Raw genomic sequence first — 25,742 nt, forward strand, 5'->3', positions numbered from 1 at the left:
TCGGGTCCGGCAGGCACTCGCCTGATCCGTTGAGGCAATCCTCCGGCAATGCGGGACCGGATGTGATCGGAAGAACAGTCACGCTCGTCTAGTCAATTGGGACTAGTTCCGGCGCGTCCCGGGGGAGGTTCAGTGGCCCATGGGGTTCATGCTGGACAGCAGCCCGCTGCGCATCGCGGTGACCAGCGCCTGCGCCCGGTTCGTGGCGCCGAGCTTCTGGTAGATCCGGGCGATGTGGGACTTCGCCGTGGACTCGCTCATGTACAGCTTGCCCGCGATCTGTCCCGCGCCCAACCCGTCCGCCAGCAGCACCAGGACCTCCTGCTCACGGTCGGAGAGTCGCGAGGTCTCGCCACTCATCCGCCGGATCATGGCCGCGGAGAGCCCGGCGCACAGGAACGTGCGAGGGGAGATGGCCGCGTGCTTGGCCGCCTTGACCACCTCTGTGGAGGGGGCGTCCTTGCCGACGAAGGCGGAGGCGCCGGCCTCCATGGCGGCGAAGATCTGCTCGTCGCCGGAGTGCATGGTCAGCACCACCAAGCCTGTGTGCGGGGCCGCCTTGCGCACTGCCCGGACGATGTCCAGGCCGGTGCCGTCGGGCAGCTGGAGGTCGGTCACCACCACCTGGGGCCGGGTCTCGGAGAAGGCGCGCATCGCCTCGCCCACCGAGCCGGCCTGGGCCAGCACCGTGGTGCCCGGGTCGAGGGAGAAAGCGGTCGCGAGACCGTGCCGGATCAGCTCGTGGTCGTCCACGAGGAGCACGGTGGTAGGTCCGGTGGGCAGCTCGGTCTCAGTGTGGTTCATGCGTCGATCGCATCCTTTTCCGTTCTCGGGTGGGTCAAGGGCATGCTCAGTCCCGCTTCGGCCAGCTGCCCCAGCCGCACCGACACGCGGGTGCCGCGCACAGGGCTGGAGCTCACTTCCAGGATCCCGCCGATCAGGGCGGCGCGCTCCTTCATGATGGAGAGGCCGTGGGAGTCGTGCCGGCCGGTCTGGAGACCTTGGCCGTCGTCGCTCACCACGATCTCCGCGGCCGGCGCCTGCACCCGGCAGTGCACGTCGATGAGCTGTGCGGCGGAGTGCTTCACCGCGTTGTTCATCGCCTCCTGGGCGATCCGCAGCAGCTCTGCCTCCACCTCGTGACGCAGCCTGCTGGTCCGCTCGTCGACGGTGACCTTGATCGGGATGCCGGAGACGTCGCTGAGGTGGCGCGCCAGCGTGGCAATGGCGGCGCCCAGGCTCTCGCTGGAGCCGGCCTGGGTGCGCAGCGTCATCACCGAGCGTCGTACCTCGCCGACGACGGAGGTGATCATCGCCCGTAGCTGTTGCAGCGCGGCCTCCTGCGCCGGGGAGGCGGCCGAGCCGATCAGGGCATCGACCACGTACCCCATCGACGCGATGTCCTGGGCGACTCCGTCGTGCATCTCTCGCGCCAGACGCCGACGCTCGTCCGACATCGCCGCGTCCCGGAAGGCGGTGAAGAGCTGAGCCGTGTCCAGGCGGAGCGCCTTGGGGGCCAGGCGGGTGGCGAGTGCGTCGAGCTGGGCGATCACCTGCGTGGGGTCCGGGTCGACGTGCGGCGCGAGCCGGCCGGTGACCACCGCGATGGGGGTCCCGGAGCTGGTGACCTGGAAGGCCACGTCGTTGCCGAGCACCCGGGGCTTGCCGTCGTGCCAGACAGCGTTTGCCATCTCGTCGTTGTCGTCGCTGTCCACCCCGTCCGCGGAGGAGCGGGTGACCAGCGGTAGCAGCACGCTGTCGCGCTGCACGTGGAGCACGACCACCTCCAGCGGCAGCTCCTCGCTGACCTCCTCCAGGATGGTCCCGCCCATGCTCATCGGGTCCAGGCCGCCCTGCAGCTTGGCCGAGAGGTCGTTCAGCTCGGTGATCAGCAGCCGCGCCTCTCGGTAGGCCGCCGAGCTGTCGTCCTGAGGGAGCGTGCTGACGAAGAAGCTCGCGACCAGTCCGAGACCCAGTCCGGTCACCACCCAGGTGAAGATGTCGGCGACCTGGGACACGCTGGGAGCATCGCTGCGCAGGGCCATCACCGCCGCCATCGCGATGGTCTGCGCCGCCAACGACTCCGTGACGCCCCGGACGCTGCGGACCAGGCCGTGGACGAACGGGGGGACCGCGAGGCCGGCGAGCAGCGCGGGCGCCACGTCGTAGAACAACCCGGCGATCATGCCCATGAGACAGGCCTCCGCCAGGCACGCCAGCATGACGGGCGTCGCCGTGCGCATCAACCACGAGGCAGCCACCCAGGTGGTGGCCAACGAGAAGAGCCCGCCCAGGGCGTCCACCTCGCGGCTCCACAGGATCGAGACCCCGACAGCGAGCAGCACGAAGGCGCGGCTGCCGTTGATCAGGCCCGCGTGCTGGCGCTCCGCACGCAGTGACATCAGCCGAGGCTGTCCATGATGGTGATCGCGGCTGGCCCCATGACGGCGATGAACAGGGTGGGCAGGATGCAGAAGATGAGCGGCACCGTCATCTTGACCGGGACCTGCTGCGCCTTCTCCTCCGCGCGCTGGCGGCGCTTCGTGCGCATCTCCGCGGACTGCACCCGGAGCACCTGGGCGATCGGGATACCGAAGGCATCGGCCTGGACCAGTGCGCTCACGAAGCTGCGCAGGTCGTCCAGGTTGGTCCGTTCCGCCAGGCCGCGCAGGGCATCGGCACGGCCAGTGCCGATCTGCATCTCGCGCAGCACCCGCGAGAACTCCTCGGAGAGCGGACCGGTGGTGTTGCGTGCCACCTGCTGGACCGCCGCGTCGAAGGCCAGGCCGGACTCCACGCTGATGGTGAGCAGGTCGATGGCGTCGGGGAGCTCCCGCTGCAGCAGGTTCTGCCGGTCGTAGGCCTTCTGGTACAGGAACATGTTGGCGCCGTAGTAGCCCACCACGGTGCCCACGGCGATGAAGCCGATGCGGGTGGTGAGCGCGAAGCCGAGCATGAAGGAGAACAGGAAGAACAGCACCAGACCGGCGGCGGCTCCGATCACCTTCATGGCCACGACCCGGTCCACGGTCCAGCCGGGCGGGTTGCCCGCCAGCTCGAGCTTGCGGTAGATGCGCTCGGTGCTGTCGGAGCCGCTGAGACGACGGCCGATCGCCAGGGCGCGGGCCTGCAGGGGCGCCAGCACCCGCTCGGAGAACGGACGGTCGAACTCGGCCGTCAGCTCCTTCGGCATGTCGCCCATGGCCTCGAGGGCAGCGATCGAGCGGCTGAGGCCGCTCTGCTCCTTGGAGGCGTCCCTGGTGGCCATGGCGGCCAGCGCGATGGCCGAAGCCACCATCAGCACGCCGAGCAGCAGAAAGATCGTCATCAGACTTCCACCTTCACGAGTCGGCTCATCCAGAACGCCCCGACACTCAGCAGCACGAGTCCGCCACCGAGCATCGCCAACCCCAGCGGGGTGTCGAAGAGCACGCCGACGTAGTCGGGCTTGGTCAGCACCAGGAAGAGCATGAAGCCGGGAGGCAGGCCGCCCAGCACGTAGCCGGAGAGCTTGCCCTCGGCCGCCAGGGCGCGGACCTGCCGGCGCATGTACTCCCGCTCCCGGATGGTGACGGCCACGGTGTCCAGCAGCTCACCGAGGTTGCCGCCGACCTGGCGCTGGATGCGGATGGCCATCACGATCCAGGCGAAGTCCTTGCTGTCGAACCGCTCGGTGATGCCCTCCATGGCGTCCTCGATGGTCACGCCCAGGCGGGTCTCCACGAGCACCCTCTTGAACTCACCGGCGATGGGCTCGCTGCCCTCGCGGACGATGGTGTCGATGGACTGTGCCAGTGAGAGCCCCGCGGACAAGGACCCGGACATCAGCTGGAGGGTGTCGGGGAGCAGGGTCTCGAACTGCTTGAGGCGCTTCTTCCTCTTCCGACCCAGCCACAGCCACGGCAGGACCACACCGAGCAGGATGAAGATCAGGCCGACGACGAAGTTCCCCTTGCCGATGAGCAGGCCGGCGAGACCGGCGACCAGGACGACGCCCAGGTGGGTGAGCAGCCACTCCGATGCCCGCATGTCGCTACCTGCTGCCTCGAGCCGCTTGGCGATCCGGGCCTCGAGCGACTTGTTGCGCTTCAGGACGGACTCGGCAGCGCCCTTGGCCTGCGCGAGGGTCTGGCCGGAGGCGCGGCCGGGCGCTGCCCCGGTCCCGGTCGCTCCGGCTCCGGCGGCGTACAGGTTCACCCGCTCCTCGGCCGTGAGCTCCCGCTTGGTGAAGCCGGAGAGCAGGGCGGCGAGGAAGCCCAGGAGACCGACGCCGACGAGGGCGAGGGCTGCCCACTTGCCCCACTCAGGAACCATCAGGCCCTGGTCCTGCGAGGGCAGCCGGACCGAGGACGGCGCCCGGTAGCCCTGGTCGCGGATCGGCACGAACGCCTCGGCCGTGAGCGTCTGGGCGCCCGATCGCATGGTGACCACGACGTTGGACTCGCGGGTCTCGACCTGCGTCGGGAGGGTGGCGCTGACGAGGATCTGCCGGGCGAGGACCTGAGCCTCCGCCGAGAAGGCGGCGGTGAGGGCCTCCGGCTCGGCGCTGATCACCGTGCCGTTCCCGGCCTCGCTGAGGCTGGTGAGCTCGGACAGGGCACCGTCCTGGTCCAGCGACACCACGTCGACCAGCGCCCGGGACGTCTCGATGGCGCGGATGACGGTGGTCAGCTTGGTCTTGCTGGTGTCGGCTCCGTCCGAGAGCACCAGGATGCTTCGCTGGCCCTCGTCGCCGGCCATCTCGGTGGCGGCGAGCACGCCGTTGTAGAGGCGGGTCCCGCCGCTGAGCTCCAGCCCGGGCAGCACCGCGGTGGCAGCGGCCCGGTCCGTGGTCGGCAGGAGCGCCTCCTCGACCTGGCCGTCGAAGGTCACGATGCCGACCTTCACGTCCGCGGGGACCGTCGCCAGGTAGGCGCTGGCCGCGGCCTTGGCGGCCTCGAATCGGGGGCCGGCCATCGACTTGCTGGTGTCGATGGCCAGGATTGTGGTGCGCTCGATCTTCTGGCCCCCGGCCGGCTCCGCCGTCGACGTGGTCGGGAAGCCGTCGATCTCGACGACGACGCTGGACAGGTCGACGTCGGCGCCGGGCGGGACGCTCACCAGGACCCGCACCCCGTCAGCGCTGGGCTCCACGTGGGCGATGGTGGTGTCGTCCGCGGCCTGGGCGGGGAGCGGCAGACCGATCAAGGCCACCAGACCCGCGGCCGCCAAGAGGCGGGGGAGACGCATCAGAACCTCTCAGTCGCGAAGAGGAGCGGATCCACCTGGACGTTGTTGTACGCCATCTTCTCGAGGAACTTGGGACGCAGCCCGGTGGAGCGCAGGCCACCCAGCGCCTTGCCGTCCGCGTCGAAGCCGGCGGAGTGGTCGTAGAGGAAGACGTCCTGGAGGGTGATCACGTCGCCCTCCATCCGCTCCACCTCGGTCACGTGGGTGATGTGTCGTGAACCGTCCCGGAACCGGGACTGGTGGACGATCAGGTCCACCGCGGATGCGACCTGCTCCCGGATGGCCCGCACCGGCAGGTCCATGCCGGCCATCAGCACCATGGTCTCCATACGAGAGAGCGTGTCCCGGGGGCCGTTGGAGTGCAGGGTGCAGATGGATCCGTCGTGGCCGGTGTTCATGGCCTGCAGCATGTCGAGGGCCGAGGCGTCTCGGACCTCACCGACGATGATGCGGTCTGGTCGCATGCGCAGGCTGTTCTTGACCAGGTCGCGGATGGTGACCGCGCCCTTGCCCTCGATGTTGGAGGGGCGGGACTCCAGGCGCACCACATGCTCCTGCTTGAGCTGGAGCTCGGCGGCGTCCTCGATGGTGACGATGCGCTCGTCCTCGGGGATGAACGACGACAGCACGTTCAGGGTGGTGGTCTTGCCGGCGCCGGTGCTCCCGGAGACGATGATGTTGAGGCGTCCCCGGACACAGGCGTCCAGGAAGTCCTTGGTGCGCGCGCTGATGGAGCCGAAGCGCACCAGGTCGTCGGCGGTGAGCGGGTCGGTGGCGAACTTGCGGATGGTCAGCGCCGACCCGTCGATCGACAGCGGCGGTACCACCGCGTTGACGCGGCTCCCGTCGGGCAGGCGTGCGTCCACCATGGGGCTGGACTCGTCGACGCGGCGCCCGATCCGGGAGACGATCTTGTCGATGGTGCGGCGCAGGTGGGACTCGTCCTGGAAGACCGCGTCCGCGGGCACCAGCTTCCCCTTGTACTCCAGCCAGATGTTGTGCGCGCCGTTCACCATGATCTCCGAGACGTCCGGGTCGCGCAGGTAGGGCTCGATGGGCCCGTATCCCAGGATGTCGTCGCTGATCTCACTGGTGATCTGGGTCCGGTCGGCGTGGCTGATCGGACGATCCTGCTTCTGCAGCACGTCGGCCAGCGCCGCCCTGACCTTCTGGTCCAGGTCGGTCTGCTCCATGTTGGCGTCGTAGAGCTGGGGGCCGAGCTGGCGCAGCAGCTCGGCGTGCACCGACGCCTTGAGCTCGTCGATCCGTTCGGTACCCACGGGAGCGACCTTGCGGCCGCTGACGTGCGTCACCGGCGTCGGGGTGGCGCGGCGGTCGTTGAGCGGGGAGTCCGAGGTGCTCACGGTGGGCCGCGGAGGCGCGGCCACGTGCTCCACGGGGCTCTCGGTCGTGACCGTCTCCACGGGAAGCTGGAGGTTGTCGACGAACCCGCCCGGTGCACCAGCGTCCAGGGCGGCCTCGGCCTCGGCCCTGCGCCGTGCGGCGAGGCGTTCGGAGAGATTGCTCATGTCGTCATCTCCTGCTGATGCGGAAGCGCTTGGGGCCTTCGTCGCGCTTGTCGGTGGTGGCCGGGGTCGCGGGCTGGGGGGCAGGCACCGGCTCGGGGCGCGGCAGCCTGGGGGTGCGCCCCTTCTGCGGCGGCACCGCAGCAGGCGGTGCCGTCTCGTAGCCCATGAGCTTGTCCGCCAGGCTCTTCAGCGCCTTGGAGGAAGGGTGGGACGGGGAGGAGAGCATCAGCGGACGGCCGGCGTTCGTCGCCTTCGCGATGTCCAGCGAGGTCGCCACCTGCACGGTGACCCCCATGCCCAGGATCCCCTCCACCTTGTCCGCGCCGATGCCGACCTGCTCGTCCGCCCGGTTGAGCAGCAGGTGCCGGTGGCCCTCGGCCACCCCGAGCACGTCGAGCGTCTCCAGCGCCACCTTGACGTTCTTGAGGGTGGGGACGTCGAGGGTGGCCACGATGATGCAGTCGTCGGTCTCGTCCAGCGCCGTCAGGGTCTGCTCGTCGAAGGCGGGAGCGGTGTCGAGGACGACGTAGTCGAAGTGCGACTGCAGGGTGTGCAGCAGGCGGGTCACCAGCGCGCCGCTGACCCGTTCGCGGGCGTCGGGCTGGCTCGGGGCCGCCAGCACCATGAGCCCGCTCTCGTGCGGGGTCATGAGCTCCTCGACGAAGGCGTAGTCCATCGAGCTCTCGCCGCCGATGGCGTGCTCGATCGAGTGCGTCGGGAAGAGCTGCAGGGTGATGGCGATGTCGCCGAAGGCAAGGTCCAGGTCCACCACGCACACCCGGTTCTCGCCGCCGCGCATCAGCGCGATGCCGAGGTTGACCGACATCGTCGTCTTGCCGACCCCGCCCTTGGGGGAGAAGATCGTGATGACCCGACCCAGCTTGGCCGGCGCGGACGCCGTGCCGCGCAGGGCCGCCCACAGGGCGTGGGCCCGCTGCAGGGAGGCGGTGACCTGGGGCAGGTCACCGGCGCTCACCACCTCGCGGACTCCGGCGTGCATGGCTCTGGTGAGCACGTCGGTGTCGACCGAGTCGCGCACCAGGATGACGCTGGCGGTCGGCAGCACCGTCCGCATCCGGTCGGCGATGGTCATCGCCTCGGGGACCGAGAGGCTCGGCCCCAGCACGACGGCGTACTCGTCGCTGCGGTGGGTGAGCCAGGTGAAGAGGCGATCGGCGCTGTCGACCACCTGGGTGCCGGCGGGAAGGACGGCGACGAGCGGTGCGGCCTTCGCCGGGTCCGCGTCGAGGAGGATTGGCATGTCGGCCTACTGGAAGAGGGTCTGGAGGGAGACGCCGGGACCTGGCTGGATCTTGCTGTTCTCGGTCAGCAGGCCGAAGGACAGCTCACCGTTCGCGGCGGCGAACATCAGGCGCTCGGCCTGGGGCTGGTCGACGGCCAGGGTCAGCAGGGTCTTGGGCAGCTGCTCGGTGGTCTCGGCGCCCGACTCGTCGGTGGAGGTGGTGGAGACCAGCGTCGTCGACCCCGCCGCCAGGACCTTGACCTTGGGCAGCAGCAGGCGGGTGATGGACTGGCCCTGCTCGTTGGCGCCGGTGAGCCAGACCGCCACGTCGGAGCCGGCGGCCACGAAGCCGGCCACTCGCGCGGTGTCGGTGAGCTGGACCGAGACGGCCGTCTGACCGTCCGGGATGGGGAGCACGGAGGACTCGCCGAGCCCACCGAACTTCTCCTGGACGAGCTGCTCGCCCACGTAGATGTTGCTGTTGGCGGCCAGCCCCGAGAGGGCGTTGATGTCACTCAGCGCGGTGGGGAGCACTGCGGTGCGGGGCAGGCTCTGACGTTGCAGCTTGCCCGCCGCTGCGGCGTCCTCGACGGTCTCGCCGGCGGTGATCGGGCTCACGGCCGTGAGCACCTCGACGGTGTCGTACTGCTCGGCGGCCCGCTTGTCCGCGCCCTGGACGTAGACGAAGACGAGTGCGGTGCCGAGAGCCGCGACGATGACAGCCACCACGAGCAGGAGCTTGCGACGATCCATGGGGTTGAGCCCTCCGGTTTCCGGCAGGCCCCGGCTCAACTCCGGCCGGACACTCTGCGCTGTTCCTTCCCTCACACATTGCCCAACATCTGTTGCGCATGTGGAGGAACTGCGGATCGAACGCTAGTGGTCTGTACCGGGTCTTGTTCGCGTTTTCGTCAAGGAAGGTAGAGCGCCTCCACGTCCTCGCGGAACTCCCGCATGACGACGCTGCGCTTGAGCTTGAGGCTGGGCGTCAGCTGGCCGCCCTCCTCGGTCCATTCCGCGGAGAGGATCGTGTACTTGCGGATGGACTCGGCTCGCGAGACAGCCTTGTTGGCATCCTCGACGGCGGCGTCGATCTCGGCCCGCAGCGCCGGGTTGTCGATGAGGGTGGTGGTGATTCCGCCCGTCAATCCCTGCGCCGTGGCCCAGGCGGGCACGGTCTCCGGGTCGAGGGTGATCAGGGCGCCGATGAACGGCTGACCGTCCCCGACCACGATGCACTGGTCGATCAGGGGGTGGGCGCGCAGCCGGTCCTCGAGGGCGGCGGGAGCGACGTTCTTGCCGCCGGCCGTCACCAGGATCTCCTTCTTGCGACCCGTGATCCGCACGAATCCCTCGTCATCGATCTCACCGACGTCGCCGGTGTGGAACCAGCCGTCCCGGTCCACCGCGACGGCGGTAGCAGCCTCGTCGTTCCAGTACCCGGCGAAGATCTGCCCGCCCTTGAAGAGCAGCTCCCCGTCGTCGGCGACCCGGACGGTGGTGCCGCCCAGCGGGCGGCCGACCGATCCGACTTTGTGGGCGCCTGGGAGGTTCACCGTCAATGCCGCGGTGGTCTCGGTCAGGCCGTAGCCCTCCAGAACCGTCAGGCCGATGCCCCGGTAGAAGTGGCCGAGTCGCTCGCCCAGGGGGGCGCCGCCGGACACGGCATGGAAGCAGCGGCCACCGAGCGCGGCCTCCAGCTTCTTGAACACCAGCCGGGTGAAGAGCGCGTGCTGGACCCGCAGCGCGATGGAGGGGCGCCCCTTGTCCATCGCCCGGGACCAGGCGATGGCCACCTCGGCGGCGCGGTCGAAGATCCTGCCCTTGCCGTCGGCCGCGGCGTTCTGGGAGGCGGAGTTGAACACCTTCTCGAACACCCGAGGAACAGCCAGGATGAACGTGGGCTGGAACTCGCCCAGGTCGGCGACCAGGTTCTTGATGTTGGCGCTGTGTCCCAGCCGCACCCGCCTCTTGACGACGCCGATCTGGATGATGCGGGCGAAGACGTGGGCCAGGGGGAGGAACAGCAGCGTCGAGGCGCCGTCGCTGAACAGCTCGTCGAGCTCGTCGACGGCGACCCCCAGCTCGAACATGAAGTTGCCGTGGGTGAGCATGCACCCCTTGGGCTCACCAGTGGTCCCCGAGGTGTAGATCAGGGTCGCCAGGTCCAGGGGGGTGGCGGTGGTGCGCCGCTCCTCTAGAGCCTCGTCGGAGATGTCCTGGCCCAGCTGGGTGAGCACGTCCAGCGCGTTGTCGGCCAGTGACCAGACGTGGTGCAGCTCCTCGAGCTCGGCACGGACCGAGACAATGCGCGCCACGTGCTCGGGAGTCTCGGCCACGACGGCCCGGGTGCCGGAGTCGGAGAGGATGTGCCGGATCTGGAGCGAGGAGGAGGTCTCGTAGATGGGCACCGTGACGGCGCCGGCGAACCAGATCGCGTAGTCCAGCAGGGTCCACTCGTAACGGGTCTTGGAGATCAGGGCCACCCGGTCCCCGACCTCGATCCCTGCGGCGATCAGTCCCTTGGCGACGTCTTGGACCTGGGCGAGGAACTCCGCAGCCGTGACGTCGAGCCACGCGTCTCCGGTGTTGCGGCTGAAGACCACGGCGTCAGCTGCCTCACGGGCGTTGTTGACGACGTCGTCGGTGAGATTGCCGGTGCCGGGAATCTCGGTCGTCAGGGGCGTGGCGAACTCGCGCACGTGGGGGCCTCCTCATTTGCAGGTGTCAGACGCACGTTACCGCTGCGTTGCGGACCGACGAGATCCGGTAGGGTCCCTGACCTGACCTGACTACGACGGCCCACCGGCTCGTCGGCGACCCAGTGGAGGCAGGGATGGCCGAACAGACCACGTCCTCGATCATCATCGATGCGCCGCCGGCAGCCGTGATGGACGTGATCGCGGACTTCGAGGCATACCCCGCCTGGGCCAAGGGCGTGCAGACCGTGGAGGTCGTGGACTCCGGGTCCGGCAAGCGGGCGAAGTCGGTCTTCTTCGCCCTCGACGTCTCGCCGATCAAGGACGAGTACACGCTGACCTACGACTGGGACGGTGACCGCGCGGTCACCTGGACCCTGGTCGAGGGCAAGATGCTCAAGGCCCTGGACGGCGCCTACATCCTCGAGGACCTCGGCGACGGCTCCACCGAGGTCACCTACCGGCTGGCGCTCGACGTCTCGATCCCGCTGATCGGCATGCTGAAGCGCAAGGGCGAGAAGATCCTCATCGACACTGCGCTGAAGGGCCTCAAGAAGCGCGTCGAGTCGCTCTGACTTTGCGGGTACTGCTCTTCACCGGCAAGGGCGGGGTGGGGAAGTCGACGATGGCGGCGGGCACGGCCGCGCTGGCCGCCCGGGACGGCCGACGCACGCTCGTGCTGTCCACCGATGCGGCCCACTCCCTGGGGGATGCCTACGGCGTCGAGGTCGGCGCCTCCCCGTGCCAGGTGGCGCCCGGACTCTTCGTGCAGCAGGTTGACGCGCAACAGCGCTTCCAGGAGTCCTGGGGCGAGCTGCAGCGCTATCTGCTGACCCTGCTCGACGCCGTGGGCGTGGACCCGGTGGCGGCCGAGGAGCTGACGGTCCTGCCGGGGGCTGAGGAGGTCCTGGCGCTGCTCGAGCTGCGCCGTCAGGCGCGCTCGGGGGACTGGGACCTGATCGTGGTCGACTGTGCGCCCACCGCGGAGACGCTGCGGCTGCTCGCCCTCCCGGAGGCGCTGAGCTGGTACATGCGGCGTGTCCTGCCGGTGGAACGACGGGTGGTCAAGACCCTGCGGCCGGTGCTCTCACGCGCTGCGGGGGTGCCGATGCCCCAGGACTCGGTCTTCGACGCGCTCGAGCGGTTGCACTCCGAGCTCGGCGAGGTGCGGGCCTTGTTGTCCGGGCCGGGCGCGAGCGTGCGCCTGGTCCTCACCCCGGAGCGGGTGGTGCTCGCCGAGGCGCGGCGTTCCTGGACCACCCTGTCGCTCTACGGCTACACCGTGGACGGGGTGGTGGCCAACAGGGTCTTCCCCAGCGACGGCTCGGACCCGTGGCGCTCCGGATGGGTTCAGGCACAGGGGGCTGTGCTGGCGGAGGTCTCCGAGTCGTTCTCCGGCCTCCCGCTGTGGCGGTCGGTCTACCGGACCGAGGAGCCCATCGGGGTCGAGGCGCTGGCCGCGCTGGCCGGCCAGGTGTACGCCGGCAGCGACCCCTTGGCCCTTCCCGTCCGGCAGCCCTTCACGGTGACCGAGTCCGGTCGGGGACGCGTCCTGTCGCTGCTCCTGCCGCTCACCACTCGGGCCGAGGTGGAGCTGGTGCGCCATGCTGACGACCTGGTGGTGACCGTCGGGTCGTACCGTCGCGTGATCACCCTGCCCGCGGCGCTGGCCCGGCTGCGGGTGGCCGGGGCACGGGTGGAGAACGAGCAGCTGCAGGTGAGATTCGTGGAGGAGGCGTCATGACGGCGTACGAGGACGACGTGGTGGGACCCCCGGTCGGGTCGGTGGGCGAGGAGGCCGCCAAGCTGCTGGGCGCGCTGTCGGACTGGGCCGGGGAGCGGGGGCCGGGCCTCGGTCAGCACGTCGAGGACCTGATCGGCCAGATGGCGACCTCCTTCCAGAGCGCCGAAGCCAGTACCGAAGCCAGCGCCGACGCGGGCCCCGACGCGGATCCGGGCGAGCAGCCCGGGGAGCCACGCGGCCACTCCGAGTGCACGGCGTGCCCGGTGTGCCGCGTCATGCACTCCGTGCGTGGACTGCCACCCGAGGTCCGGGGGCACCTGGGCGCGGCGGCGGTGTCGCTGGGGCGGGCAGTGTCTGCGGCCCTCGCGCCTGCCCAGGGCCGGACGGAGTCGGAAGCCGTCGAGCACATCGCACTCGACGACAACGAGGGCTGGGACCGGGAGTGATCCTGACGGTGGGGGTCGACGTGGGCGCCTCGAAGATCGCCGCCGCGGTGGTGGACCCCTGCGGCACGGTGCTCGAGCGCCGGCAGGTGCCCACCCCGGCTCATGACGTCCACGCACTGCTGGACGTCCTCGTCGCCGTGGTGCGGGACGTCTCGGGCGAGCACGAGCCGCCGGCGGTCGGGCTCGGTGTGGCGGCCTTCGTCGACGTGACGCGGTCCAAGGTGCTGTCCGCGCCCAACCTGCCCTGGCGCGACCTGCCGTTGCGTCGGGTGCTGGAGGACAGGCTCGGTCTGCCGGTCGTGGTCGAGAACGACGGCAACTGCGCGGTGTGGGGTGAGTTCCGGTTCGGCGCCGGAGCCGGGGTCCAGGACGTGCTGCTGGTGACCGTCGGCACGGGAGTCGGGGGCGGCATCATCGCCTCGGGGCGTCTGCAACGGGGAGCCCACGGGGTCGCCGCTGAGATCGGTCACCTCAGGCTGGTGCCGGACGGTAGGGCCTGTGGGTGCGGTGCCCGTGGTTGTCTGGAGGCCTACGGGTCCGGCACGGCGCTGGCGCGTGGAGCTCGCGAGGCCGCGCAGACGGATCCCTCCTCAGGACCGCTGCTGGCCCTGGCCGGGTCGCCGGACCTGATCACCGCAGAGCTGGTGTCCCGGCTGGCAGCACAGGGCGATCCCTTCTCGATCGCGCGGCTGACGTCGCTGGGCCAGCGGCTGGGGGAGGGGCTTGCGTCCCTCGCCGCGATCCTGGATCCCGAGGTGGTGCTGGTCGGCGGAGGGGTGAGCGCAGCCGGAGAGCTGCTGCTCGCCCCGCTGCGGGCGGCGTTCGTCGCCCACCACCCCGGCCGGGACGCCCGGCCGCTCAGCGAGGTGCGCCTGGCACACCTGGGGACCTGGGCCGGGGTCGTGGGCGCTGCAGACCTCGCTCGGGAGGCGTCGTGAGCGCTCCCGTGTGGATCGGGGTCGACGTGGGCGGAACCAAGATCCTGGCCGGAGTGGTCTCCGAGGACGGCGCCGTGCTGCGCTCGGCAGGACGCCCGACACCGGGCCGGCTGGCCGAGGTCCGTCATCTCGAGGACGCACTCACCGAGGCCGTCCTGGAGGCGGCGCACGGTGCGCCCCTGGCGGCCGTGGGGCTGGCGGCGGCCGGATTCGTCGACTCCTCCGGCGACCGGGTGATGTTCGCGCCACACCTGCCTTGGCGCGACGAGCAGGTCCGGACCCGGCTGTCCGAGCGTTGGTCGACTCCGGTGTTCCTGGACAACGACGCCAACTGTGCTGCGGTGGGGGAGCGGGAGCACGGGGCGGCGCGCGGTGCCTCGTCGGTCCTGATGGTCACGCTCGGCACCGGCATCGGCGGCGCTCTGCTCGTGGGGGACACCCTGGTGCGCGGGGCCGGTGGCATGGCCGGCGAGTTCGGACACATGCGGGTGGTGCCGGGAGGCCTGCCGTGCGAGTGCGGAGGGCGTGGCTGCTGGGAGCAGTACTGCTCCGGGAACGCGCTGCTGCGGGCCGCGCGTGCCTCGCTCACCGAGGGCCCCACGCTGCTCACCGAGCTGTGCGCCGGAGACCCGGCCCGCCTGACGGGTCCGATGGTCGGGGTGGCCGCCGGCGCCGGCGACCGTTCCGCGATCGCTGCCTTCACGACCGTGGGTGAGTGGCTCGGTGCGGGACTGGCGAACCTGACGGCCGCGTTCGATCCGGCTCGGGTGGTCGTGGGTGGTGGACTCGCGGCGGCGGGGGCGCACTTCCTGGGTCGTGCGCGAGATGCCCTGGCGTCTTCGCTGGTGGGAGCCGGGCACCGGGCCCTCCCGCCGATCGTCGTCGCCTCCCTCGGCGCGGAGGCAGGTCTGGTGGGCGCGACAGTCCAGGCCAGGCGTCAGGTGGAAGGCACGCCCGCGTGCTGAGTGTGGCTGATCGCCTGCGGGCGTGGCGGGAACGCTGACAGACTCCCGGGGTGCAAGCTCATTCCCTCGGACGTGTCTGGGTGCTGGGCATCGGTGGCACGTGCCTGTTCCTGGTAACCCAGTCGGAGCCGGTGTTCCTGGTGCCGCTGCTCCTGCTGGTCGCGACCGGGTGGGCGCTGTTCCTGGTCGTCGGAGGGCCGAACCGGTCCACGCGGATCGACCCGTTCCACGTGGCGGGGACGATGGCGGCCCTCGCCCTGCTGATCACCGGGGCACTCATCGCGATCGACTACGGCGGCAGTCTGCTGGGCCAGGTCGCCCTGGTCTGCGGCTACGCCGGCGTCGGGGTGGTGGCGGTCTGGGGCTCCCCTCGGTGGTCCGGCAGAGCCTTCCTGGCACTTCTTCTGGTCCACGTCGTCGTTGCGCTCGTGGACTTCCACAGCTACGACCCGCGGATCGACGTCCAGCCGTTCCTCGAAGGCGGCATCGACGCCCTCTGGTCGGGTTCCAGCCCCTACGGCATCACCATTCCCAACGTCTTCGACGCCGCGGACACAGCCAAGTTCTACGGCCCCGGCATCGTGGACCAGGGTCGCGTGTTGATCGGCTACCCGTACCTGCCCTCCCCCTGCTGCTGGACTCCCTGGCTCACGTCGTGGGCGAGGTGCGGCTCATGCACCTGGCCTCGCTGCTCGGGACAGCCGCGATCATCCGGCACCTGGCCACGGACCGGACGGGCCGGGCGCTCGCGGTGCTCGTGGTGGCCGCCCCGGTCTCCCGGCCGCTTGTCAACAACTTCTGGGTGGAGCTGGTGATGACCCTGCTGCTGGCGCTCTCGGTCTGGGCGATGTGCCGGGACCAGCGGACCCGAGCTGGTATCGCGCTCGGGCTGCTGCTCGCCTCCAAGCAGAACCTGGTGGTGGTCCTGCCGAGCTTCCTCAGCGTGTGGCGGGCGGGGGTCGCCGCGCCGTGGTGGTCGCCGTGCTCCTGGCCGCCGGGCTGATCGGGCCGTTCCTGCTCTGGGACCCCAGAGGCTTCTGGCGCTCGGCGGTGGAGTTCCAGTTCGTCCAGCCGTTCCGCGAGGACGCGATGTCGCTGCTCCCGGGCCTGGTGGACGTCGTCGGCCCCCTGCCGGACTGGTTCCTCTCCGGGCCGTCGCTGGTGCTGGGCCTTGCGGTCTCCACCCTGGTGGCCTGGCGCACCAGACCTGGGCCGACGGCCTTCGCGCTTGGGGTGGGGCTGAGCCTGCTGGTCACGGTGCTGCTGTCCAAGCAGGCGTTCACGAACTACTTTGGCTTCATCGGCGCCGCGTTGCTGCTGGCCGCCACCACGTGGCAGCGAGACAGCCCCACCGCCTCGGCAACGGCTCCGGGAGAATCGGCGCGCGTGCCGGGGGAGCCCTGGCCGGAGCAGGACGGACAGGAGGTCCCGAGTGGTGGAGCACCGCGGGGCGCGCGTGGCCGTCCTCACGACCGCGGCGCTCGCGATGTACTACCAGACCCAGCAGGTTCCCACCCTGGTGGTGCCCTCGATCCTGGTGCTGGGGGTCCTCGCAGCGCTCCTCATGCTGGCCAGGCCCACCCCGGTTGACCAACTTGACCCGTGGTGGCCGGCGCTGGTGGTGACCGGGACCTGTCTGGCGGACACCGCGGTCAGGTACGGGCTCGACCACGGGGGGCGGACAGCCGGAACTATGGCGATCGTGGTGCTGTACCTGGGCACCGGCGCCGTAGCGATGCTGGGCGGCGCTCGGTCGTCCCGGGTGGGCTTCGTCGCCCTGCTCGCCGTGCATGCCGTGCTGATCCTGGTGGACCTCCGGGTGCATCCGCAGTTGATCGACGTCCAGGTGTTCCTCGACGAGGGGGTCGACGCCCTGCTGCACGGGGTGAACCCCTACTCCATCACCATGCCCAACATCTTCGACCCGGAGCGCACCGCCCGCCTTTACGGGCCGGGAGTGGTGCAGGACGGCCGCATCCAGTACGGCTTCCCGTACCTGCCCGCCCCGCTGTTCTTGGACGTGCCGGGTCGGCTGCTCGGCGACGTCAGGTACGTCCACCTGGCGGCGCTACTCGCCACCGCGGTCCTGGTCCGGCACCTGGCCACCGACCGCACGGGCCGCGCGATGGCGGTGCTGCTGGTCAGCGCTCCGGTCTCGCGCGTGGTGGTCAACGCGTACTGGATCGAGCCCTTGCTCGGCCTGCTCCTCGCGCTCACCGTGTGGTCCTTGGCGCGCCGGCGGCCCGGGTGGGCTGGGATCGCGTTGGGACTGCTGCTGGCCTCCAAGCAGTACCTGGTCGTGGCGGTGCCGAGCCTGGCGAGCGCGTGGCGCGGCCACGGTCGCAAGGCCCTGTTCGCGACGGTGGCGACCGCCGTACTGGTGGTGCTGCCCTTCTTCGCCCTCGACCCGGTCGGGTTCTGGCGTTCGGTCGTGCAGTGGCAGTTCGTGCAGCCGTTCCGGAACGACTCCATGTCGCTCCTGCCGGGTCTGGCCGACGCGTTCGGCGAGCTGCCGGGCTGGTTCGTCTCCGGGCCGTCGCTGGTCCTGGGGCTGCTGGTCTCAGGCCTGGTGGCCTGGCGCACCAGGCCAGGACCGACCGCCCTGGCGCTGGGCGTGGGGCTGAGCCTGCTGGTGACCGTGCTCTTCTCCAAGCAGGCCTTTCCCAACTACTTCTACTTCGCCGGCGCTGCCCTGATCCTCGCGGTGACCACGTGGCCCCAGGACGAACCGAGACGTCAGACCTGCGCGCCGTTGTCCCAGGGATCGCGGGGGTCCCGCGACATCGTCGCGACGAGATAGCCGAAGCCGGCGACGAAGCAGACGACCGCGACCAGCGAGACCAGCGTGGGCGGACGCCAGCCGGTCAGGGCCAGCACGAGCATCAGGATCGGGATCCCCAGAACCGCCGACCACGACGCGCGGCGCAGCGGCGGCACCTCCGGCAACGGGGGCGCCGGCTGGGGCACGAAGTCGTCGTCGGTGTCTCCCTCGGGCTCCGGCGGGTCGCCGGCGGCCTCGTCGGACCCCGAGGGGCCGGTGAAGGGACCAGGATCCGTGGCGGCAGGGTCGCCCTCACCGGCGGGGCGCGCACGTCGGCCGCCGGCGGTCTCGGTCCCGAGGTCGTCGAGGCTGGGCCGCTCGCCGTAGTTTTCGACGATCGCCCTCCAGGCCTCGTCGTCCCGCGAAGTCACTCCTCGACACTAGCCGGGGGACGGAACTGACGCCTCCCCGACGGGCGCCTCAGGACGTCACCCGAGCCACGAAGGCAGCGGACTCCTCGAAGATGGTGGGGGCGTCGTTGTCCAGCGTGGCCACGTGGAAGCTCTCCTCGAGCGAGCGTTCGGTGAAGTCCCGGGAGGAGATCCGGGCCTTGATGATCTCCAGCGAGGACGGGTCGACCACGTGGTCGACGGCGGACTTGAAGAGGAGCACCGGGACCGTGATGCGCACCAGGTCCTCACGGAGCAGCCGCCAGTGGCGCATCATCGAGTGAGTGGCCTTGAGGGGCGTGCGGAGGTAGCCGTGCTCCTCGCCGCCGGGCTTCTTGATGTCGTTCGCGATGCCGGGGAGTGAGGGGACGACCCACTTGAGCACCGGCAGTGCCAGCACGTCCTTGCGGGTGGTGGCCACCGCCGGGTTGACCAGCACCAGGCCGCGCAGCGCCTCTCCCCGGTCGGCCGCGAGCTGGAGAGCCAGGGCGCCACCCATGGACAGGCCGCCGACGACGACCTCGTCGCTCTCCCGCGCCAGCCGGTCGAAGGCCCGGTCGAGCTCGGCGTACCAGTCGTCCCAGGTGGTGCGGTTGAGCTCCTGCCACGACGTGCCGTGCCCGGGCAGCCGGGGCACCTCCACGCCGTACCCGCGCGCGGCCAGGGCCTCGCCCCACGGCTTGATGGAGGCGGGCGAGCCGGTGAAGCCATGGCTCAGCAGCACGCCGATCCGGCGGCCGCCGGTCTGCTCGGGACTGGCGGGGCGCGAGAGCGGCGAGGCGAGCGGGTGGATGGCCATGCCGGGCATTCTGCACCAGCATCGGCAAATAGGCCCGGGGGGTCTAGGCTCGCGTCGTGCTGTACTGGTTCCTGAAGAGGATCGCCCTCGGGCCATTTCTCCGACTCATCTTCCGTCCCCAGGTAGAGGGAGCGGCCAACGTCCCTGCCGAGGGACCCGCCATCCTGGCCAGCAACCACCTCTCCTACGCCGACTGGCTGTTCATGCCGCTCACGCTGCCGCGCCGGGTGACCTTCGTGGCCAAGGCGGAGTACTTCACCACCCCCGGGGTCAAGGGCTGGTTCCAGAAGAAGTTCTTCGCCGGCTCCGGCCAGGTGCCGATCGATCGCAGCAGCGGCAACGCGGCTGAGGGCGCGCTGGCGTCCGCCAAGCAGATCCTGGCCCAGGGCGACCTGTTCGGGATCTACCCCGAGGGCACCCGCTCCCACGACGGCAAGCTGTACCGCGGCAAGACCGGCGTCGCCCGGCTGGCGCTGGAGAGCCGCGCGCCGGTCATCCCGGTGGCCGTCGTGGGCACGGACGTGGTCGCTCCTCCGGGCAAGAAGTTCGGATCCTTCACCCGGCCCATGGTCCGTTTCGGCGAGCCCCTGGACTTCTCCCGCTACGAGGGCATGGAGAACGACCGCTACATCCTGCGCTCCATCACCGACGAGATCATGTACGAGATCATGCGCCTCTCCGGCCAGGAGTACGTCGACATGTACGCCGCCCGGGCCAAGGACGAGGCCAAGAAGGCTGAGGACGAGACCCGGCGTCTCGAGCGCGAGGCCGCGGCCGAGGCCGAGGCCAAGCAGGCGTCCTGACCAGCCAGGCCGGGCCCCGGCCCCGTCCTGGGGTACGGGATCCCGACGACGCCGTCGGTGCCGGCGTCGAGGACCGGCTCTTCGACGCCCTCGCGGTACTCCGCGTCCTGGTCACCATCAACATGGTGGGGCTCACCGTGTGGCGTTGGGACAACTTCGTCCGGCCCACCGCCGCGCTCGTGGCCGTCGGCCTGCTCGTGCTCTGGACCGGTGTGGCGCTCGTCGCCTACCGGGACGCGGCCCGCCGGACCCTGTGGCTGCTCGGCAGCGACCTCGCGGTGGCCGCGCTGGCCCTGGGCATCACCCCGTGGCTCAAGGGTGACGGCTTCCGGGCCACCCTGCCCGGGTTCTGGGTGATGGGGGCCCTGCTCGCCTGGGCGGTGCACTGGCACTGGCGCGGGGGACTGGTCGCGGCCGTGATCCTCTCGGTCGTCGACGTGGCGATCCGCCAGGAGGTGACGCAGACCAACTACGGACACATCTTCCTGCTGCTCCTGGGGGAACGGTGGTCGGCTACATGGCGGGTTCGGTGCGCGAGATGGCGGTCCAGGCCGCCCGCGCCGATCGGGCCACGGCCGCGGCCGAGGAGCGGGCCAGGCTCGCCCGGGCGGTGCACGACGGCGTGCTGCAGGTGCTCAGCCTGGTGCAGCGCCGCGGGGCCGAGACCGGTGGCGAGTTCGGTGAGCTGGCCCGGCTCGCGGCCGAGCAGGAGTCCCGGCTGCGCTCGCTGATCCGGGCCCAGGACACCCTGTCGGAGGCTGTCCCCGCGTCGCAGGCCGAGAGCCGCGGGGCCCTCAGGGACCTCTCCGCAGCCCTGGAGGCGCTGGCCTCGTCGCGGGTGACCGTGGTGACCCCCGGTACGCCGGTGCCGATGCCGGCACCGCGGGTCGAGGCACTGGTCGGTGCGGTGCGGGCCTGCCTGGACAACGTCCAGCTGCACGTCGGGCTCGACGCCCCGGCCTGGGTGCTGCTCGAGCACGCCGGAGACGAGGTCACCGTCAGCGTGCGGGACGAAGGGCCGGGCATCCCGCCCGACCGGCTCGAGGCGGCCGCGCGCGAGGGACGGCTGGGCGTGGCCTCCTCGATCAGGGGGCGTCTGGAGGAGCTCGCAGGGACCGCCTCGCTGCACACGGGCGCCCAGGGCACCGAATGGGAGCTGACCGCTCGGCTGGAGGAGCCCCGATGACCATCCACACCACGCATCCGTTCGCGTCCGAGGAACCGGATCGAGACCCCGTCCGCCGGCTGCGCGGCCGGCTCGGCGGCGTGGTCACGCTCTGGACCGCCGGCGACGCGCAGGGCCGTGCCGGGCTGACGGTCTCCTCGGTGATGGTCGCGGGTGGCGAGCCGGGTCGGGTGCTGGGCCTGCTCGACCCGGACTCCGACCTCGTCGAGGTGCTGCAGCGCACCCGGGCGGCCGTCGTACACCTGCTGCGGTGGGAGCACCGCGACCTCGCCGACGCCTTCGCCGGCGTGGCGCCGGCGCCCGGAGGGCCCTTCCGGACCGGGGTGTTCGTCGCGGACACCGACGGACCCCGACTGGAGTCGGCCACCACCTGGGCCCGGGTCGAGATCGAGAGCCTCGTCGAGGTGGGCTGGTCCCTGCTCGTCACGGCCACCATCACGGCTGCGGAGATCGGCGACGAGGACGACCCGCTAATGCACCGCCGCGGCCGGTATCGGCGCGTGGGCGGGCCGGGCGGGCCCGCGGCGGACTAGGGTCACCGCGTGAGCGAGCAACCCACCAGGCTGATGGTCGTCGACGACCACCCGATGTGGCGCGACGCCGTGGAGCGAGACCTGCAGGCGGCGGGCTTCGACGTGGTCGCCGTCGCGGCCACCGGCGCGCAGGCCGTGGCCCGGTTCGCCGCGGCTCGGCCCCAGGTGGTCGTGCTGGACCTGCAGATCCCCGAGCCCAACGGCGTCGAGGTGACCCGCACGGTGCTGGAGCAGGACCCGGGCGCCCGGGTGCTGATCCTGTCCGCCTCGGGGGAGCAGAACGACGTGCTGGAGGCCGTGAAGGCGGGAGCCACCGGCTACCTGGTGAAGTCGGCCTCGCGCGAGGAGCTGATCTCCGCGGTACGGCGGGTGGCGGCCGGGGACACCGTCTTCACCCCGGGACTCGCCGGGCTGGTGCTGGGCGAGTTCCGGCGGATCTCCGACCCCAGGACCGTGGACGGGACGCCCCAGCTGACCGACAGGGAGACCGAGGTGCTGCGGATGGTCGCGAAGGGGATGTCCTACAAGCAGATCGCCGAGCGGCTGTTCATCTCCCACCGCACCGTGCAGAACCATGTGCAGAACACCTTGCGCAAGCTGCAGATGCACAACCGGGTCGAGCTCACCAGGTACGCGATCGAGCAGGGCCTGGACGACCCCGAGGAGGCGTGATCACGCCCGTGAGCTGGCGACCCGCGGGGGCGGCGGACGCGTTCGCACTGGCCGAGGTCGAGCGGGTCGCGAACCTGGAGGCGCTCGCGCACGTGTTCGATCCGCTGCGCCACCCGTTCCCCTTTGACGACGTGCTGGCCCGGTGGGCGCTGGTGCTCCAAGACCCCGAGGTCCGGGTGGAGGCGGTCGGGGGGGAGCAGGGCCTGCTGGCCTGCACGGCGTACGACCAGGAGAACCTGCGCCACCTGTTCGTGCATCCCCAGCGGTGGGGCACCGGTCTCGGACGCGACGGCGTGGCGCGGGCGGTGGCCCACATCCGAGGCCTCGGTGGGACCCCGCACCTGTGGAGCCTGGAGGAGAACCGCCGGGCCCGAGGGCTGTACGAGCACCTGGGATGGTGTCCCACCGGGGTCACCCGGGAGGCCGTCTGGCCCCCGCACCCTGTTGAGATGGAGTACAGCCTCACCTGGTCGTGAGTCCGAGGCCCCGCGCCCTATGCTCACCAACGTGTCGAGTGACCCTCTCCTCCAGGTGGCGGACGAGCTCTACTCCTTGCCGCTGGCGGAGTTCACCCCCGCACGGGACCGTCACGCCAAGGAGCTGAAGGGCTCCGACGCAGCCCTGGCTGCCCGGGTCAAGGCCCTGCGCAAGCCGTCGCTGGCCGCCTGGGTGGTCAACCTCCTGGTGCGCCGGGAGGCCGAGCAGGTGGAGCAGCTCCTCGCGGTGGGGGCAGCCCTGCGCGAGGCACAGGCCAACCTGGTCGGCGAGGAGCTGCGGGCGCTGACCCGGCAGCGGCGACAGGTGACCGCCGCGGTCACCGGCCGCGCGCGCAGCCTGGCCGCGGAGGCCGGCCAACGGGTCACCGACTCGGTGGCCGACCACGTGGAGGCCACCTTGACGGCGGCGGTGCTGGACTCAGACGCCGCGGAGGCGGTGCGCAGCGGGCTGCTGGTCACGGGGCTGAGCGCGACGGGGGTGGATCCCGTCGACGTCGCCGCCGCGGTGGCCGCGCCGGCAGCCCTCGGCTTCGCCGCCAGCACCCGCGAGGCCCCCGTCGCGTCCCGGCCCCAGCTCCGGGTGGTGCCGGACCCGGACGCGGACGCCAAGAGGCTCAGTGCCGCCCGGGAGCGCGTGAGCCGGGAGGCTGCCGACCTGGCCAGCGCCAGGGGGAGCACGAGGCGGCGGCGCGCGAGGTGGCCGAGCTGGAGGCCCGGAGCATGCAGCTGCAGTCGGAGATCGACGAGCTGCGCCGCCGGCTGGCAGAGCTGGAGGCCGCGGCCGAGCAGGTCGACGACGACCTCACCGACGCCGAGGACGTCCGAGCCGAGGCGGAGGGGACCCTGGCTGAGCGGGAGCGCTCGCACCAGGCGGCCGCCGAGTCGCTGGCGACCCTGGAGCAGCGGCCCCAGTCCTAACCCTGCCCTAGGCCCAGCCCTTGGACCGCTCGACCGCGTCCTGCCAGCGTCGGTACGCACGGTCGGAGTCCTGGCGATCGGACCGGGGCTCGAAGTTCCGCTCGAGCTGCCAGGTCTCGCGCAGGTCGTCCACCGAGTCCCAGACCCCCGTGCCCAGCCCGGCCAGGAACGCGGCCCCCAGTGCGGTGGTCTCCACGACTCGCGGGCGTTCCACCGGGACCCCCACCTGGTCGGCCTGGATCTGGCAGAGCAGGTCGTTGGCAGCGGCACCGCCGTCCACGCGCAGCGACGCCAGGTCCGGCATCGTCTCCAGGACGTCGCGCACCTCGAAGGCGATGGCCTCCAGGGTGGCGCGCACCAGGTGGGCGCGGGTGGTGCCTCGGGTCAGCCCGATGATCAGTCCGCGCGCGTGCGGGTCCCAGTGCGGCGCGCCCAGACCGGTGAGCGCCGGCACGAAGACGACACCCCCGGCGTCGGGCACCGTGGCCGCGATGCCGGCGGTCTCCGCCGCGGACCCGATGATCTGCAGCCCGTCCCGCAGCCACTGGACCGCGGCACCGGTGACGAAGATCGACCCTTCGAGTGCGTAGGTGGTCACTCCGTCCGGGCTCCGCCAGGCGGCGGTGGAGAGCAGCCCCGCGTCGGAGCGGGCGACGGTGGTGCCGGTGTTGGTGAGGATGAACGATCCGGTGCCGTAGGTGCACTTGGAGTCCCCCTCCTCGAAGCAGGTCTGCCCGAACAGGGCCGACTGCTGGTCGCCGGCGATGCCGGCCACGGGCACCGAGAGACCGCAGAAGGAGGCCGCGTCGGTGACCGCGACCTCGCCCCAGCTGGGCACGACGTCGGGCAGGGAGTCGCGAGGCACCCCGAACAGGTCGCACAGCTCCGAGGACCAGTCGCCGGCCTCGAGGTCGAACAGCAGGGTGCGGGAGGCGTTGGAGACGTCGGTGATGTGCCAGGTGCCGCGAGTCATCCGGGCGATGAGGTAGGAGTCGACGGTGCCCACGGCGTAGCGCCCGGACTCCACCAGTGCCCAGGTGTGCGGCTCGTGCTCGGCCAGCCAGGCCAGCTTGGTGCCGGAGAAGTACGGGTCCAGCCGCAGGCCGGTCAGCTGTGCCACTCGCTTCTCGTGACCGGCCTCCCGCATCCGGGTGCACACCTCCGCGGTACGACGGTCCTGCCAGACGATCGCCCGGCGCGGGGAGCCCAGCGTCTCGCGGTCCCACAGCAGGATCGTCTCGCGCTGGTTGGTGATCCCGATCGCCGTGATGTCGCCGGTCTCGACCTGGGCGAGGACCTCTCGGGTCGCTGCCAGGGTGGCCTGCCAGATCTCCTCCGGGGCGTGCTCGACCCATCCCGGGCGGGGGAAGTGCTGGGTGAACTCCTGGTAGCTGCGGGCGGTGATGGTCCCCTGTGGGCTGACCACCACGGCGGTCACGCCGGTGGTCCCGGCGTCGATGGCGATGACGCTCATCCCTGTACCCCCTGGGTCGTCGTGGCGTTGCGCAGGATCTCCAGGACCTGGACGTCGATCCACTCCGGTGCCAACCCCGGGGCGACCCGCATCTCGTAGTTCTCCGACGCCACCCAGGCGGCGAACCGGTCGTGCCCCAGCGACTGGGCACGCTCCTCCAGCTCGCCCAGCAGCCCCGGGTCGACGCTGACCCGCTCCGCGGCGGTGGAGGCGGTGAGGTGGAGCTGGTGGAGGTCCAGCAGCCGCGCCAGCTCGGCCAGGGGGTCGGTGTGGTCGTCGACGCGGAGGTCGACGGCCAGGTCGTCCCGGCCGGCGTACCCGGCTCCGTCCCGGACCACCAGCAGCGCCGCGGACTGTCGTCCCCTGCGGTCGCCGCCGGCATCGTCCCCGGCGGCCAGTGCCGCGAGCAGCCGCCGGGCGAACGGGGCGGAGGTGTCCTCCTGCCAGGCCCGGGTCATCGCCTCGACCACCTCGGGGCCGGCCAGGATGTTGCCCTGGACCGCGAACCCGGGGCCGGTGCGGCCGCCGGCCCACTCGTGGCAGTGCCGCCCGGTGTACGTCGCGGCGTCGCCGTCCAGACCGACGATGCCGACCTGCCGGTCCTCGCGGCCCTCGTCCTCGGCCAGCAGCCGGTCGAGGGCCACCTGGGCGGTGGCTCCCTCGTCCAGGTGGGCCAGTGCCTGGCCCTTGTAGGCCACGTTGGCGTCGGCCTGGGTGGCCAGGGCCCCCAGGCCGGCCACGGCGGCCGGCACGACCGACCCGACGGCCAGGAACTTCGACGCCACGGCCACGCCCCAGGACTGGCCGTCGTCGGATCTTGCGACGATGGAGAAGGTCATGGGCCGACCCTAGTGCCG

At 71.2% G+C, this 25,742-nt stretch carries 28 protein-coding genes and 1 pseudogene; 16 read left to right on the forward strand and 13 right to left on the reverse strand.

Going from position 1 to position 25,742, the window contains the following annotated elements:
* Positions 1-129 precede the first annotated feature (129 nt).
* From C0R66_RS07175 to C0R66_RS07210, 8 genes are all read right to left on the reverse strand, one after another.
* On the reverse strand, positions 130-804 hold the full coding sequence (locus C0R66_RS07175) for a response regulator transcription factor (protein ID WP_101524125.1): 675 nt from the start codon (positions 802-804) through the stop codon (positions 130-132).
* Entirely contained in the window at positions 801-2,402 is a 1,602-nt protein-coding gene (locus C0R66_RS07180; RefSeq protein ID WP_101524126.1) for a sensor histidine kinase, read from the reverse strand. The genes C0R66_RS07175 and C0R66_RS07180 overlap by 4 nt, the downstream gene beginning before the upstream one ends.
* Positions 2,402-3,328: a type II secretion system F family protein gene (locus C0R66_RS07185; protein WP_101524127.1), complete on the reverse strand. Its 927-nt coding sequence runs from the start codon at positions 3,326-3,328 to the stop codon at positions 2,402-2,404. Before C0R66_RS07185 ends, C0R66_RS07180 begins: the two co-directional genes overlap by 1 nt.
* Positions 3,328-5,229: a type II secretion system F family protein gene (locus tag C0R66_RS07190; protein ID WP_101524128.1), complete on the reverse strand. Its 1,902-nt coding sequence runs from the start codon at positions 5,227-5,229 to the stop codon at positions 3,328-3,330. The genes C0R66_RS07185 and C0R66_RS07190 overlap by 1 nt, the downstream gene beginning before the upstream one ends.
* Positions 5,229-6,758 (reverse strand): TadA family conjugal transfer-associated ATPase, encoded by a 1,530-nt coding sequence (locus C0R66_RS07195; RefSeq protein ID WP_101524129.1) that lies wholly within the window; start codon positions 6,756-6,758, stop codon positions 5,229-5,231. The genes C0R66_RS07190 and C0R66_RS07195 overlap by 1 nt, the downstream gene beginning before the upstream one ends.
* A gap of 4 nt (positions 6,759-6,762) precedes the next feature.
* A complete protein-coding gene (locus tag C0R66_RS07200) occupies positions 6,763-8,019 on the reverse strand; it encodes a CpaE/TadZ family protein (RefSeq protein WP_101524130.1) in 1,257 nt (418 codons plus the stop codon).
* 6 nt (positions 8,020-8,025) lie between these two features.
* Positions 8,026-8,754 (reverse strand): Flp pilus assembly protein CpaB, encoded by a 729-nt coding sequence (gene cpaB, locus C0R66_RS07205; protein WP_101524131.1) that lies wholly within the window; start codon positions 8,752-8,754, stop codon positions 8,026-8,028.
* Positions 8,755-8,912: 158 nt separating this feature from the next.
* Complete coding sequence (locus C0R66_RS07210; protein ID WP_101524132.1) at positions 8,913-10,703, reverse strand: AMP-dependent synthetase/ligase; 1,791 nt, start codon at positions 10,701-10,703, stop codon at positions 8,913-8,915.
* A gap of 134 nt (positions 10,704-10,837) precedes the next feature.
* Here C0R66_RS07210 and C0R66_RS07215 point away from each other — a divergent pair, with 134 nt between their 5' ends.
* From C0R66_RS07215 to C0R66_RS07250, 9 genes are all read left to right on the forward strand, one after another.
* Positions 10,838-11,275 (forward strand): SRPBCC family protein, encoded by a 438-nt coding sequence (locus tag C0R66_RS07215; RefSeq protein WP_101524133.1) that lies wholly within the window; start codon positions 10,838-10,840, stop codon positions 11,273-11,275.
* A 2-nt stretch (positions 11,276-11,277) separates the two neighbouring features.
* The gene (locus C0R66_RS07220) at positions 11,278-12,444 is read left to right on the forward strand and encodes an ArsA family ATPase (RefSeq protein WP_101524134.1); all 1,167 of its coding nucleotides are present in this window, start codon (positions 11,278-11,280) and stop codon (positions 12,442-12,444) included.
* Positions 12,441-12,890, forward strand: a complete 450-nt coding sequence (locus C0R66_RS07225) for a hypothetical protein (protein ID WP_101524135.1) — start codon at positions 12,441-12,443, stop codon at positions 12,888-12,890. Before C0R66_RS07220 ends, C0R66_RS07225 begins: the two co-directional genes overlap by 4 nt.
* Positions 12,887-13,828, forward strand: coding sequence for an ROK family glucokinase (locus tag C0R66_RS07230; protein ID WP_101524136.1), 942 nt, complete (start codon positions 12,887-12,889; stop codon positions 13,826-13,828). Before C0R66_RS07225 ends, C0R66_RS07230 begins: the two co-directional genes overlap by 4 nt.
* Positions 13,825-14,793: an ROK family protein gene (locus tag C0R66_RS07235; protein ID WP_101524137.1), complete on the forward strand. Its 969-nt coding sequence runs from the start codon at positions 13,825-13,827 to the stop codon at positions 14,791-14,793. Before C0R66_RS07230 ends, C0R66_RS07235 begins: the two co-directional genes overlap by 4 nt.
* A 50-nt stretch (positions 14,794-14,843) precedes the next feature.
* Complete coding sequence (locus tag C0R66_RS07240) at positions 14,844-15,608, forward strand: hypothetical protein (protein ID WP_158647935.1); 765 nt, start codon at positions 14,844-14,846, stop codon at positions 15,606-15,608.
* A complete protein-coding gene (locus C0R66_RS07245; RefSeq protein ID WP_158647936.1) occupies positions 15,608-15,796 on the forward strand; it encodes a hypothetical protein in 189 nt (62 codons plus the stop codon). The genes C0R66_RS07240 and C0R66_RS07245 overlap by 1 nt, the downstream gene beginning before the upstream one ends.
* Entirely contained in the window at positions 15,763-16,383 is a 621-nt protein-coding gene (locus tag C0R66_RS19370; protein WP_241901612.1) for a hypothetical protein, read from the forward strand. The genes C0R66_RS07245 and C0R66_RS19370 overlap by 34 nt, the downstream gene beginning before the upstream one ends.
* Positions 16,384-16,699: 316 nt before the next feature.
* On the forward strand, positions 16,700-17,593 hold the full coding sequence (locus tag C0R66_RS07250; protein WP_241901653.1) for a glycosyltransferase 87 family protein: 894 nt from the start codon (positions 16,700-16,702) through the stop codon (positions 17,591-17,593).
* Here the strand turns inward: C0R66_RS07250 and C0R66_RS07255 are convergent.
* Together C0R66_RS07255 and C0R66_RS07260 are read right to left on the reverse strand one after the other, a co-directional pair.
* Positions 17,530-17,985, reverse strand: coding sequence for a hypothetical protein (locus C0R66_RS07255; RefSeq protein ID WP_101524141.1), 456 nt, complete (start codon positions 17,983-17,985; stop codon positions 17,530-17,532). The genes C0R66_RS07250 and C0R66_RS07255 overlap by 64 nt on opposite strands.
* Before the next feature lie 49 nt (positions 17,986-18,034).
* The gene (locus C0R66_RS07260; protein WP_101526099.1) at positions 18,035-18,802 is read right to left on the reverse strand and encodes an alpha/beta hydrolase; all 768 of its coding nucleotides are present in this window, start codon (positions 18,800-18,802) and stop codon (positions 18,035-18,037) included.
* 56 nt (positions 18,803-18,858) lie between these two features.
* On the opposite strand from C0R66_RS07260, the gene C0R66_RS07265 reads away from it, so the two are divergent.
* The 6 genes and pseudogenes from C0R66_RS07265 (at position 18,859) to C0R66_RS07290 (ending at position 22,472) form a co-directional block, all read left to right on the forward strand.
* The gene (locus C0R66_RS07265) at positions 18,859-19,605 is read left to right on the forward strand and encodes a lysophospholipid acyltransferase family protein (protein ID WP_101524142.1); all 747 of its coding nucleotides are present in this window, start codon (positions 18,859-18,861) and stop codon (positions 19,603-19,605) included.
* Between the two features lie 107 nt (positions 19,606-19,712).
* Positions 19,713-20,042, forward strand: a pseudogene (locus C0R66_RS19375) (DUF5931 domain-containing protein); the annotation flags it as partial.
* 101 nt (positions 20,043-20,143) lie between these two features.
* Positions 20,144-20,791, forward strand: coding sequence for an ATP-binding protein (locus C0R66_RS07275; protein ID WP_158647938.1), 648 nt, complete (start codon positions 20,144-20,146; stop codon positions 20,789-20,791).
* A complete protein-coding gene (locus C0R66_RS07280; protein ID WP_101524145.1) occupies positions 20,788-21,324 on the forward strand; it encodes a flavin reductase family protein in 537 nt (178 codons plus the stop codon). Before C0R66_RS07275 ends, C0R66_RS07280 begins: the two co-directional genes overlap by 4 nt.
* Positions 21,325-21,357: 33 nt before the next feature.
* Positions 21,358-21,996 (forward strand): response regulator, encoded by a 639-nt coding sequence (locus C0R66_RS07285; protein ID WP_101524146.1) that lies wholly within the window; start codon positions 21,358-21,360, stop codon positions 21,994-21,996.
* An 8-nt stretch (positions 21,997-22,004) separates the two neighbouring features.
* A complete protein-coding gene (locus tag C0R66_RS07290; protein ID WP_158647939.1) occupies positions 22,005-22,472 on the forward strand; it encodes a GNAT family N-acetyltransferase in 468 nt (155 codons plus the stop codon).
* Positions 22,473-22,583: 111 nt separating this feature from the next.
* Here C0R66_RS07290 and C0R66_RS18960 read toward each other — a convergent pair whose 3' ends face one another.
* Entirely contained in the window at positions 22,584-23,102 is a 519-nt protein-coding gene (locus tag C0R66_RS18960; RefSeq protein WP_199286847.1) for a hypothetical protein, read from the reverse strand.
* 111 nt (positions 23,103-23,213) lie between these two features.
* Here C0R66_RS18960 and C0R66_RS18965 point away from each other — a divergent pair, with 111 nt between their 5' ends.
* A complete protein-coding gene (locus tag C0R66_RS18965) occupies positions 23,214-23,411 on the forward strand; it encodes a hypothetical protein (protein ID WP_199286848.1) in 198 nt (65 codons plus the stop codon).
* Positions 23,412-23,418: 7 nt separating this feature from the next.
* Here the strand turns inward: C0R66_RS18965 and glpK are convergent, their stop codons facing one another.
* Both glpK and C0R66_RS07305 read right to left on the reverse strand, forming a co-directional pair.
* A complete protein-coding gene (gene glpK / locus C0R66_RS07300; protein ID WP_101524148.1) occupies positions 23,419-24,885 on the reverse strand; it encodes a glycerol kinase GlpK in 1,467 nt (488 codons plus the stop codon).
* The gene (locus C0R66_RS07305) at positions 24,882-25,724 is read right to left on the reverse strand and encodes a DUF1028 domain-containing protein (protein WP_101524149.1); all 843 of its coding nucleotides are present in this window, start codon (positions 25,722-25,724) and stop codon (positions 24,882-24,884) included. Before C0R66_RS07305 ends, glpK begins: the two co-directional genes overlap by 4 nt.
* Positions 25,725-25,742: the final 18 nt, after the last annotated feature.

The organism is Nocardioides houyundeii (assembly GCF_002865585.1).
Taxonomy (GTDB): domain Bacteria; phylum Actinomycetota; class Actinomycetes; order Propionibacteriales; family Nocardioidaceae; genus Nocardioides; species Nocardioides houyundeii.